Origin of the sequence: Gordonia sp. VNK1, assembly GCF_040049135.1 — a bacterium.
Lineage (GTDB): Bacteria > Actinomycetota > Actinomycetes > Mycobacteriales > Mycobacteriaceae > Gordonia > Gordonia oleivorans.
The window spans coordinates 76,583-88,321 of the sequence record NZ_JBDZDJ010000007.1 but is presented as its reverse complement, the minus strand read 5'-3'; the positions used below and the strand labels follow the sequence as shown (position 1 = coordinate 88,321).

The window sequence follows — 11,739 nt, the reverse complement described above, 5'->3', positions numbered from 1 at the left end:
GTGAGGAAGCCCGAGAGCACATGGCCGCATCTGACAATGCCGTGACGGTTCCGGAATCCGGCACCGCAGACACGGGTTCCCCCACCGAGAGCGGATCGGCCGCCCAGCGAGACCGGCGTCGCCGCATCCTCGACGCCACCCTGGCATTGGCATCCAAGGGCGGCTACGACGCGGTGCAGATGCGGACGGTCGCGGAGAAGGCCGACGTCGCCGTCGGCACCCTCTACCGCTACTTCCCGTCCAAGGTGCACCTGCTGGTGACGTCGTTGGCACGCGAGTTGGCCCGCGTCGAATCGCGCGTCGACCGGTCACAGTTGCGCGGCGACAACGCCATCGAGCGTCTCCGCCACGTGCTGGACATGATCACCTTCGCGATGCAACGCGACCCGCTGCTCACCGAGGCGATGACGCGGGCATTCATGTTCGCCGACGCGTCGGCGACCGCCGAAGTCGACCAGGTCGCCTCGATCATCGATCGACTCCTCGCCAACGCGATCGTCGACGAGGGCGAACCGACCGAGGAAGATCTCGCGATCGCCCGCGTGCTCGCCGATGTGTGGATGTCGAATCTCGTGCAGTGGCTGACCCGACGCGCGTCGGCGACCGACGTCACCAACCGGCTCGAACTGACCGTCCGCCTGCTCCTGAAGGATCGGGTGAGTGCCTCGTGAAAACGCGGCTGACCTGCCCCTGCGGCGACATGCTGCGCGGCGCGGACGAAGACGAACTGGTCGAGATCGTGCGTAAGCATCTGGCGGAGAACCATCCCGGGCACGAATACTCGCGCAACGAGATCCTGTTCATGGCGTACTGATCTGCGGCGTACTGATACTTGCGGCGCCTGGCCGGCCCAATCGCGACCGGGTGCGCGGCCTATTTCGCCAGATCTGCGGCGATCATCGGCCAGGTGTCGTGCAGATCCTGCTCCCAGTAGGCCCAGGAGTGCGTGCCGACGGGCCGCAATGACACCCGGTTGACGACGCCGAGCTCGTTCATCCGCTGCGCCATCTGCACGGTGCACTGGTTGACCGCGGCCTCGATGACCCCACCCAGCAGAATCTGATTGCCCAGGGTGACCGGGTTTCCGTCGATCAGGGGTGCGTTCAGCTGATCGTTCGGCCCGGGCAGACCCGATCCGCTGGTCATGTAGACCTTGGTGCCCTTGAGCTTGCCGGCGTTGATGTAGGGATCGTTGGCCACCCAGCCGGGTCCGCCGGGGGTGCCCCACATGTTGTTGATATTGCCGCGGCCGCGGTCGCCGACGACCATCCGGATGTAGGTCATGCCCAGCGGGTCGCTGGTTCGGGCGCAACCGCTGTAGGCCGCGACGGACCGGTACAGGTGCGGGGCGGCGATCGCGAGGTTGAGCACCGACGTGCCGGCCATCGAGATGCCGGCGATGGAGTTCTCCCCGGTGGTGTCGAATTCCCTGTCGATCAGCGGGGGCAGTTCCTTGGTCAGGAAGGTCGTCCACTTGTTGCGACCGAGTACCGGGTCGTCCTGCTGCCAGTCGGTGTAGTAGGAGAAGGCGCCACCGATCGGCGTGACGACGTTGACATGCTTGTCGGCGAAGAACTGCGTGTAGCTGGTCTTCGCCGCCCAGGTGGCCGAATCCTCGCCACCGCCGGCGCCGTTGAGGAGATAGAGCGTGGGTGCGGGCTTGCTGGTGTCCTTGGGGCGCAGAATCGTGACCGGGATCAGCTTGTTCATCGACGCCGAGTAGACGATCGCGGTGACCTGCTGAGCGGAGTCGTGCACCAGCGTCTCGATCTTGGAGACGTTCATCGGCGCCGGGTTCGACGGGTTGGTGGGTGACGTACCCGTGGGGTCTGCCGCAGCGACGCCAAGTCCCGTGCCCGTCGCAATCACCATCGCGGTCACCGACGCCACAAGCGTACGAGTGATTCCCTTACGCACCATCAACCCCTTTAGTCACAACAGCCCCAATCCCGGCAAGTTTATCCGGCATGGGTCAGGTCTCGGAAATCGAGACTGCCGTTGTTAGCCAGTTGTGACGATAACCGAGACCGTCTCGCCTCACCGTGCGCGTTCCGTCAACCACTCATGCGCAGACGTGCAAGTAATAGCTCTCGCCGATTCGCAGACTTGTGGCAGCAGTCACATCGCGTTCGCCGAACGGGCGGGCTCACGACAGAAATGGAGAGGTCATGACGGCATTGGACACGACCATCGTCGACAGCGCACTACCCGACGGGGTGCACACCGAGATCCTCATCGGCGGCGCCTGGCGACCGGGCCGAGACGGCGCCACCTTCACCGACCTCAACCCGGCGACCGGCCTGCGACTGGTCGAGGTCGCCGCCGGATCTGCCGAGGACATCGATGACGCGGTGCGTGCCGCCCGGGCTCAGCTCAGCGGCGACTGGGCCGCCGCGCCAGGAGCGGCTCGCGGTGCGATCCTCCATCGCGTCGCCGATCTCATCGAGCGCGACGGCGACCTCCTCGCCCGCCTCGAGGCCCTCGACATCGGCAAGCCGATCGGCCAACCGTCCATGCTGGACATCCCCAACGCCGCCGGCACCTTCCGTCACTTCGCCGGGTGGGCCGACAAGATCACCGGTCAGTCGATCCCGACCGCCGGATACTTCGGACGGCCCACCCACTCCTACACGGTGCGTGAACCGGTCGGTGTGATCGGCGCGATCATCCCGTGGAACACACCGCTCATGATCGCGGCCTGGAAACTCGCACCGGCACTGGCCGCGGGCAACACCCTGGTGGTCAAGCCACCGGAGGACGCACCGCTGTCGATCCTGCATCTGGCATCGCTGTTGATCGAGGCCGGGTTGCCCGACGGTGTGGTCAATGTGGTGCCCGGTCTCGGTGAGGTGGCCGGCGAGGCGCTCGTCGCCCACCCGGACGTCGACAAGATCAGCTTCACCGGCAGCCCTCGCGTCGGACGCCACATCCTGAAGGTGGCGGCCGACACCTTCAAACGCACGACCCTCGAACTCGGTGGCAAGTCACCGCAGATCATCCTGGCCGACGCCGACGTCGAAGCTGCGATCAACGGCGCTGCGATGGGCCTGTTCTTCAACCAGGGCGAGGTGTGCGCCGCCGGAACCCGTGTGCTGGTACACCGTTCGCACTACGACCAGGTGGTCGAGGGTCTCGCGGCCGCCGCCGCTGCTCAGGTGCTCGGCGATCCGTTGGACCCGGCCACCACGATGGGCGCCCTCGTCAACGCCAAGCAACGCGATACGGTGCTCGACTACATCGAGGCCGGGCGCACCGACGGAGCACGACTGGTCGCCGGTGGAGAGCGCGGTGGAGTCGAGGGATTCTTCGTGCAGCCCACCATCTTTGCCGACGCCACCAACGACATGCGTATCGCCCGCGAGGAGATCTTCGGCCCCGTGGGCACGGTGATCCCATTCGACGATGCCGACGAAGCCATCCGCATCGCCAACGACACCGCCTACGGCCTGGCGGCCAGCATCTGGACATCAGATGTGGCCCAGGCCCACTCGCTCGCCGGGCAGGTGCGCGCGGGGGCGGTGTGGGTCAACGGTTGGGCCGCAATCGATCCGGCACTCCCGTGGGGCGGCATGAAGACCAGCGGCGTCGGCCGCGAACTCGGGTGGGCGGGCATCGTCGCCAACACCGAGGAGAAGGTCGTCACCGTCGTCCTGTGAAAGCACAACTCTCCAACCCGTCAACCATCACCAGAAGAGGAAGTCACTCATGAAGACTCAGGCAGCGGTCCTGTGGGAACCCGGTCAGGACTGGAAGATCGAGGAACTAGAACTCGACGCCCCAAAGTACGGCGAAGTGAAAGTGGAACTCGCCGCGTCGGGAATGTGTCACTCCGACGAGCATGTACGCGACGGCAGCGTGCCTGTCGGCATGTACCCCTACATCGGTGGACATGAAGGTGCCGGCGTGGTCACCGAGATCGGGCCGGGCGTCAAGTCCGTCGAGGTCGGCGACCACGTGGCACTGGGCTTCATCCCGGCGTGCGGTCGGTGTCCGTCGTGCGCCAAGGGCATGTCAAGCATCTGCGATCTCGGCGCCAATCTCCTTGCCGGGGTGCAGCTCTCCGACGGAACCGCACGCCACCACGTCAACGGTCAGGACGCGGGCCTCATGTGTCTGCTGGGCACTTTCGCCCCGGTGACGGTGGTCAACGAGGCATCGTGTGTGAAGCTCACCAAGGACATCCCCCTCGATAAGGCCGCCCTCGTCGGCTGCGGCGTCACCACCGGATGGGGCTCGTCGGTGTACGCCGCCGGCGTCTCGGCGGGTGAGACCGTTGTCGTGCTCGGTATGGGTGGAGTGGGTTGCGGTGCAGTACAGGGGGCTTCGCTCGCCGGCGCTCGGCATGTGGTTCTCGTCGATCCCTCCGAGTTCAAGCGTGAACAGGCGAAGATCTTCGGCGCCACGCACGCGGTGGCCACGATCGACGAAGCACTGACGCTCTTGCAGAACATCACCTGGGGACAACTCGCCGACAAGGTCCTCATCACCGTCGACGTGGCGCGCGGCGACCTGGTCGGCCCAGCCATGAGTCTGGTCGCCAAGGGCGGTGTGTGCGTGCAGGTCTCGGTCGGTGACCTCACCGCCACCGACGTCACCATGAGCCTGTTCGACCTGACCGCCATGCGAAAGACCCTCAAGGGCGCCTGGTTCGGCAACGCCAACATCCGCTTCGACATCCCCCACCTGCTGCGGCTGTATATGGAGGGTCAGCTCAAACTCGACGAGATGATCACCCGCACCTACACTCTCGACCAGGTCAACGACGGATACGCGGCAATGCGCAGGGCCGAGAACGTTCGTGGCGTGATCATGTACTGATCCGGCGAGGCGAGTGTCCTCGACCTCGACCCGTCGCCCGTCGGATAGGCCCGCACCTTCATCACTCGGGCCCGGCTCGACCGCACCGCCGGCGAGCCGGGCCCTTGATCCGCTGGTCGAGTCGCCCACCTCGCCGGTCGAGTCTCTACCCGTCGGTCGAACCGTGGCGAACCCCCAGGGCGAGCCGCGAGTCGAGACCTCGCAAGGAAAGTCTGGAACTCCCCACCACCACAACGTTTCTGTGGCAGTGCGGCCCGGTCAGTACCGGTGGGCGGGGCTGGTTCAGGAGGTGTCGAGCCGGTGGTGGAGCCGGGCGGCCAGGACACGTTCGATTCGGCTGTTGCGTGGGTTCATGCCGATGGCGGCCAGTTCCTCGAGCTCACGTTCGACGTCGACGCGGCTGGCACGGATGCCGCCGAGACGGATGAGGCGCTCGCGTGCCCGTCCTTCGGTGGCCGTGTCACTGACGTTGATACGGGTGCGTGAGGCACGTTCCAGCCCGGCAGCAGTGGCAGGGTCGTCGGGATCGTCGGTGATCGGAACACCGTCGCCATCGAAGATGACCAGGTCGATCTTCCCGGTGTTGGTGACACCAGGGTTGTCGGGTGCTCGTCGCCGGTGGCGTCGGGCCCGTCTCGCTGGTCGGATGGTCGGGGCTCAACCGGATCGGATTGGTCTGCGCCTGAGTCGTATTCGTCGACGGCTGGGCCGGGCTGATTGCAGATGTCGGCATCGTGGTCGTCGTCCTGGTCGATGCGGTCTGCGTTGTCGATCGTCGAGGAGTCGGCGGTCGGAGCCTGATGGTCGCTCGAAACACCACGGTCGGAAGGGGTTTCGGCCTTGACGGTCGGTGCCGCGTCCTCGTGTGCGTAGTCGCTGTCAACGTCGGACTCGGCCGGTACATCGTCGTCGATGGTGGCGTCCGCATCGACCGACTCGGCCTGACCACCTGCGTCAGCGTCAGCGTCAGCGGCGTCGGCTTCGACGTCAGCAGTTTCGGCATCGACTACTTCGACATCAACCACGTCGGTGGCGTCGGGTTCGGTTGCGCCGGCACCACGATCGGTGGCGGTGCCGCTGGTGTCATCGCTGTGGTCGCCGTGGATCTGTTCGCGGATCTGGTCGAGTTTCTGCTCGTACAGGGCGGTGATGTCGGGATGGTCGTTGACGATCTTCGGGTTTGCCGGCATGCCGGGTGCGGCGTTGAGTTGCCACCAGCAGCGTCCCGCGAGGGGGCCGTTCTCGTAGATGCCGGTGGTGTACTGGCCGGGGTTGGGGCCGACCATCCGGTTGTGCGGCCCGCACGCGGGGGCGAGGTCGGTGATGTCGGTTTTCCCGCCGTTGGCCCAGTCTTCTTTGGCGTGATGCATTTCCGAGTGGGAGGCGGGTTGCCCGCAGCCGGGGAACGAGCACACCTCGCCACCGGTGCGGGAGAACGACGCGATCCGCTGCTCGGTCGACGCCAACCGTCGGGACCGCCCCAGATACAACGGGAGGTCGATGGCGTCGGAGAACACCGCCAGGAACTGCTGCAGATCGTTGGGATCCTTGATGTCCCCCAACGCACTCAGAAGATCGGGAATCGGAATGGTCGAACCAGAGGCGGTGGTGGCATACCCGGCGCCGGCGAGGAGATCTTGCAGGAAGGTTTTGATGATCAACGCGACCGGCAAACCCCGATGCGTCTTGCCGAGCACGCCTTCTTTCATCGCCGACACCAACAGGACGTGCATGGCATCATGATTGCGTTGCGCTTGGGAACGGTCGTCACGTTTGACCGCCGCCGCGAGTTGGTCGGGGTCGGCGTCGCCGATGGCGCCGGTCGGCGATTCCGCATCTCCAAGATTGTTCATTCCCGGTTTGGCCCAGGCGTCGAGCATGGTGTCCCACAGGGCGCGGGTGATGGGGGGTAGGTGCCCGTTGAGTTTGGCCATTCCATCGACTCGGGACTGGTTGATCCACAGGTTGCGGCGCTGTTGGCGTTCTTTCTCCTCGACCAACTGTCCGTCGGGGTCGAGGTGCGCCAGGATCCGGGCACCCATCTTGGTGATGTCGGCCGGGATGTGTTCGGTGGCTTTCTCACCGAGGGTGGCTTCGGCCGCGGCTTTCTTGTCGTGCGGGACGGCGTTGGGGATGTTGTCCAGGGCTTCGAGTGCCGCGGACAGGTGGGTGTGACCGATCAGGCCCTTCTCATAGGCGGCCGACAGGGTGGGGTATTTCGGTTCCTCGGGTTGTCCGGTCAGTCCGTGGAATCGGGCGGTGGCCTTCATATGAGCGATGCGCATGGTGGGTTGCGCGATCCGCAGATCGTAGTTCAGAAAATTTGACAGGCTGACTTTGCCGACCTTGCGGTGCACACCACGATCAGAGATTTCCAGGATCGCCCGGTCACCTTGGAAGTGAGTCCGCATGGCGATCTGTTCGGAGAGTTTCGCTGCCTCGATGACTTCGGTGTCGGAGCAGGCGGTCATCGGGGTGGTGGCCAGTTCGTCGAGCAACGCGGTGATCTGGTGCATCAGCGCCAGTGGTCGCGACACGAGATTGTCGGTGGTGTCTGTCATGCTGATGTCACCTCCCCCGAGAAGGCCGTTGTGGCGTGTGTGTTCTATTCTAGCCTTTCCCTACATCGCTCGCAAGTATTTTCTATTCACAGGGTGCGGATGGGTGAATGTGTCTGGGGTGGTGTGGTTCCCGGCGTCGGCTTGCGAGGTCTCGACACGGGCTCCGCTAGCGCTCCGCCCGGCTCGACCAACGAAATAGGGGTCTCGGTCTGCAGGACAGAGGCGAGGCGCGAGCGGCGAGATAGAGGCACGGTCTGCAGGATAGAGGCGCGATCGGCGGGATAGAGGGCTTCGCCAGCGAGATGAGGGTGTGCGACCAGCGGGAGTGAGGGGTCTCGACTGGCGGAATCATGGTGCGCGACTGCAGGATGGGTGCGCGACCGGCGTGACGGGGTTTCTCGACCGGCGAGATGAGGGTCTCGACCAGCGGACAGGTCAGTGGACCGACAAGTGGCCGTCGCGGTACTGGCGCGGACTCATCCCGTAGGCACTCTTGAACAACCGAGAGAAGTGCGCGGCATCAACGAGACCGTTTGCTGCACAGATCGATCCGACGCTGCGATGCGCTTGCGCGGGATCGGCGAGGTCTCGCCGGCACCGGTCGAGACGACGCTGCCGGATGAAGCCGGCGACACTGTGTCCGTCGTGTTCGAACAGCTTCTGCAAGTAGCGCAGTGACACATGGTGGTGCGCCGCGACGGCCGACGGCGTCAGATCTGCGTCGCAGAGGTGGCCGTCGATATACGAGCGCGCCGACAGCAGGATCGTTTCGCCCGCACCCAATGACTCATCCGGCGCACAGGCCCGCAGCGCCGCGCTCACCAAATCGGCCACGGCATCGGTCACCAGGGTTTGCCCCACTGTTCCGGAGTCGTCGGGTGACGACGCCCGCAGGGCTATCAGCATCGGGTGCAGTAGCGCACCGACTCCCGACGTGGTCGGAATCGCCCGGGCTGTGGCGTCACGCAACTCTGAATCGCTGATACGCAAAGAATCTCGCGGTAGCACCGCCACCAGCATGTCGAAGGAGCCGGCGAGGGCGAGATCATAACGCTCGCTGGTGTCGTAGACGGCCAGGTCACCGGGACCCAGCGCGGCCTGACGTTCATACTGGGTCACCGTCGACGTGCCCGACATCTGTAACGCGACCTTGATCACGCCCGGATCGGAACGCCGAATGGTGCTAGGAGATCGACGAACATGCGCCGACGATCCCAGCACCTCCGACAATTGCAGGTCACCGAGTGAGCGACTGTTCAGCCCACCCTCGAACGATCCGAATCCGGGAGTGAGTGGCGTCGCATCGAGAGGGACGAACGTCTGCGAGATCGCCTCGCGCCATCCTTCGAAATCCAGCGGCCGGTCGCACATCGTCATCGGGTCACACCACTCTCGTCAAGCCTTCGGCCGGTTGTCCACCAATCGCTTTGCCTTGCCCGTCGACCGCTGAAGGGTACCCGGTTCGGCAATGGCCACATCCACGGTAACGCCGATCCGATCCTTGATGAGCTTCTTCAGCGAATGCGCAGCAGGTTCACGGTGATCGGCGGAGACATCGGGACGATACTCGACATGCACCGTCAGGGTATCCATCCGGCCGGGCCGGTCGAGCACGCACTGGAACTGCGGGGCCAGCGGCGGCAACGTCAGGATGAGTTCCTCGATCTGGGTGGGAAACAGGTTGACCCCACGCAGGATGATCATGTCATCGGTGCGTCCGGTCACCTTCTCCATTCGACGCATCGTGCGTGCGGTCCCTGGCAAGAGGCGTGTCAGGTCCCTGGTGCGATACCGAATGATGGGCATCGCCTCTTTGGTCAGCGAGGTGAAGACCAGCTCTCCCTCCTCACCGTCGGGCAGTACCTCGCCGGTGAGTGGGTCGATGATCTCGGGATAGAAGTGATCTTCCCAGATGTGTAGTCCGTCTTTGGTTTCCACGCACTCTTGCGCCACCCCGGGGCCCATGACCTCGGACAGGCCGTAGATATCGACGGCATCCATGTTCAGCTGCGCCTCGAGTTCGGTGCGCATCTGCTCGGTCCAGGGTTCGGCACCGAACACGCCGGTGCGCAGCGACGTCTGCGCAGGATCGATACCCTTGGCGATCATCGCGTCGACGATCGTCAGCATGTACGACGGGGTGACCATGATGGCGTCCGGGGCGAAGTCCTCGATCAGCTGGATTTGCCGCTCGGTCATGCCACCCGACATGGGATGACGGTGCAGCCCAGCCGCTCTGCGCCGTAGTGGGCGCCCAGGCCACCGGTGAACAGTCCGTATCCGTAGGCTACGTGCACCTTGTCCGACGGCCGCACACCCGCTGCGGCGAGGCTGCGCGCCACCAGATCTGCCCAGTTGTCGAGGTCATTGGTGGTGTAACCGACGACGGTGGGTCGACCGGTGGTTCCCGACGACGCGTGAATCCGCGACACCTGATCCTGGGGCACCGCGAACATGCCGAACGGATAGTTCTCCCGAAGATCTGTCTTCGCGGTGAATGGGAACAAGGCGAGATCGCCGAGTGACTTGAGGTCAGACGGGTGAACGCCCTTCTCGTCGAACGCCTTTCGATAGTGCGGCACGTTGTCGTAGGCGTGCTGCAACGACCACTTCAAACGGGTCAACTGCAGATCGGCGATCCGGTCGCGGCTCGCGTGTTCGATGTCGAGGGTATCCGGTCCGCCGGCGGGACTGCTCAGGGTGCTGGTCATGGTGGACTCCATGCTTCTGTGGTGGGCTGGGGTTCTAGGCGTCGAAATCGACGGTGACGTCGTCGGATAGCGGATAGGACTGGCAGGTCAGGACGAAGCCGGCGGCCACTTCGGACTCGTCGAGTGCATAGTTGCGCCGCATGTCGACCTCGCCGCAGGTGACCTTGGCACGGCACGTCCCGCACACTCCGCCCTTGCAGGCGAACGGCAGATCCGAACGCAGGTCCTCGCCGGCGTCGAGGATCGTCTCGTCGCGCGGCAGAGTGCCCGCCACCGACCTGCCGTCAAGGACCAGGGTGACCTCGCTGGTCGGGCCTGACGCGCCACGTTCACGATGACGATCCATCGGTGGTGGAGTGGCCTCCACGTAGAAGAGTTCTTGGTGGATACGGTCTTTCGCGATCTCCTGCGAACGGAGAACCTCCTCTGCCGTCTCCACCATGCCCAGCGGGCCGCACAGCCAGAAGTGGTCGATGTCGGCGGTGGGCACCACCGTTGTCAGGATCTCCTCGAGCCGTCCGCGATCGAGCCTGCCGGTGAGCAGCTCGGACTCGCGGGGTTCCCGGGACAGCACGTGGATGATGTCGAATCGCGGACCGTGAGCGTCCTTCAGGTCGGCGATCTCCTCGGCGAACATCACCGACCGTGTCTTGCGGTTGGCGTAGATGAGGGTGACCTCGGCGTCGGGGTTGGCCAGCATGGACGCCGCGATCGACAGCATCGGAGTGATACCAGAGCCCGCCGCGATCAGCAGATGTCTGCCACCCGAATCCGGGTCGGCATGAAAGGAACCGGTCGGCGGAGCGACCTCGATGCGATCGCCGGGGCGAACATCATTCACCAACCAGCTTGAGAACAGTCCACCGTTGACCTCGCGCACCCCGACACGTGGCGCCGTACCCGCCGGGGCACAGATCGAGTAGCTTCGGCGGTGCTCCACACCGTCGACGGTGCGGCGCAACGTCAACGACTGACCCGGACGAAACACGTACTCGTCGTGCAGTTCCGGCGGCACGGCGAAGCGGACGGCGACGGCATCATCGCACAGCGACTCGATATCGGCGACGGTCAGGGCGTGAAATCCCCTACTGCGCGCGGGGACGGTCATCGGGACGGCCGTGGTCGTGCTGGTCGTCATGTCAGATCTCCTTGACGTGGTCGAACGGCTCGGCGCAGGCCAGACATTGGTAGTGCGCCTTGCACAGGGTGGCACCGAACTCCGAGATCAGCTGTGTGCGAGCGGAACCGCATTGCGGGCAGGCGACGGCGCGCGGACGGGCGGTCAAAGTCAGCGGGATGGGTCCCGCCGACCGGCGCGGCGCCGCAGCCGGGGGTGAGTATCCGGCCGCGACGAGCTTCTCTCGACCCGCCGACGAGATCCAGTCGGTGGTCCACGGCGGGGTGAGACTGGTGCGGATGTCGACGTCGCCGAATCCGTGACGCGTCAACGCAGAGGTGATGTCGTCACGGATGGTGGCCATCGCGGGGCAGCCGGAGTACGTGGGCGTGATGGTGACCGTGACCCTACCGGTCGCGTCGATCTCGACGTCACGAATGATGCCGAGATCGTCGAGGGTGACCATGGGCATCTCCGGATCGAGCACGTCGGCGACGATCGCTCGCGGTGATTGTGTTGCGACGGCGGTCAT

At 65.0% G+C, this 11,739-nt stretch carries 9 protein-coding genes and 1 pseudogene; 4 read left to right on the top strand and 6 right to left on the bottom strand.

Translation table 11 applies throughout. The features are described from left to right. Positions 1 to 20: 20 nt before the first annotated feature. Both kstR and ABLE94_RS10845 read left to right on the top strand, forming a co-directional pair. The gene (kstR, locus tag ABLE94_RS10850) at positions 21 to 671 is read left to right on the top strand and encodes a cholesterol catabolism transcriptional regulator KstR (RefSeq protein ID WP_348804693.1); all 651 of its coding nucleotides are present in this window, start codon (positions 21 to 23) and stop codon (positions 669 to 671) included. Continuing rightward, positions 668 to 814 (top strand): DUF1059 domain-containing protein, encoded by a 147-nt coding sequence (locus ABLE94_RS10845; RefSeq protein ID WP_348804692.1) that lies wholly within the window; start codon positions 668 to 670, stop codon positions 812 to 814. Before kstR ends, ABLE94_RS10845 begins: the two co-directional genes overlap by 4 nt. A 59-nt stretch (positions 815 to 873) precedes the next feature. On the opposite strand, the gene ABLE94_RS10840 is transcribed toward ABLE94_RS10845, so the two are convergent. After that, positions 874 to 1,872 (bottom strand): alpha/beta hydrolase, encoded by a 999-nt coding sequence (locus ABLE94_RS10840; protein ID WP_348804882.1) that lies wholly within the window; start codon positions 1,870 to 1,872, stop codon positions 874 to 876. 296 nt (positions 1,873 to 2,168) lie between these two features. On the opposite strand from ABLE94_RS10840, the gene styD reads away from it, so the two are divergent. Together styD and ABLE94_RS10830 are read left to right on the top strand one after the other, a co-directional pair. Continuing rightward, on the top strand, positions 2,169 to 3,656 hold the full coding sequence (styD, locus tag ABLE94_RS10835; RefSeq protein ID WP_348808729.1) for a phenylacetaldehyde dehydrogenase StyD: 1,488 nt from the start codon (positions 2,169 to 2,171) through the stop codon (positions 3,654 to 3,656). A gap of 49 nt (positions 3,657 to 3,705) precedes the next feature. Then, positions 3,706 to 4,818, top strand: a complete 1,113-nt coding sequence (locus ABLE94_RS10830; RefSeq protein ID WP_348804690.1) for an NDMA-dependent alcohol dehydrogenase — start codon at positions 3,706 to 3,708, stop codon at positions 4,816 to 4,818. A gap of 350 nt (positions 4,819 to 5,168) precedes the next feature. Here ABLE94_RS10830 and ABLE94_RS10825 read toward each other — a convergent pair whose 3' ends face one another. The 5 genes and pseudogenes from ABLE94_RS10825 to paaD all read right to left on the bottom strand — a co-directional run bounded on the left by ABLE94_RS10825 (position 5,169) and on the right by paaD (position 11,739). Continuing rightward, a complete protein-coding gene (locus ABLE94_RS10825) occupies positions 5,169 to 7,379 on the bottom strand; it encodes an HNH endonuclease signature motif containing protein (RefSeq protein ID WP_348808728.1) in 2,211 nt (736 codons plus the stop codon). 435 nt (positions 7,380 to 7,814) lie between these two features. Continuing rightward, positions 7,815 to 8,756 (bottom strand): AraC-like ligand-binding domain-containing protein, encoded by a 942-nt coding sequence (locus ABLE94_RS10820; protein WP_348808727.1) that lies wholly within the window; start codon positions 8,754 to 8,756, stop codon positions 7,815 to 7,817. Between the two features lie 18 nt (positions 8,757 to 8,774). Further along, a pseudogene (paaK, locus tag ABLE94_RS10815) lies at positions 8,775 to 10,090 on the bottom strand (phenylacetate--CoA ligase PaaK). A 34-nt stretch (positions 10,091 to 10,124) separates the two neighbouring features. Next, positions 10,125 to 11,228 (bottom strand): 1,2-phenylacetyl-CoA epoxidase subunit PaaE, encoded by a 1,104-nt coding sequence (gene paaE, locus ABLE94_RS10810; protein WP_348808726.1) that lies wholly within the window; start codon positions 11,226 to 11,228, stop codon positions 10,125 to 10,127. A gap of 1 nt (position 11,229) precedes the next feature. Beyond that, positions 11,230 to 11,739, bottom strand: a complete 510-nt coding sequence (gene paaD, locus ABLE94_RS10805; protein WP_348804686.1) for a 1,2-phenylacetyl-CoA epoxidase subunit PaaD — start codon at positions 11,737 to 11,739, stop codon at positions 11,230 to 11,232.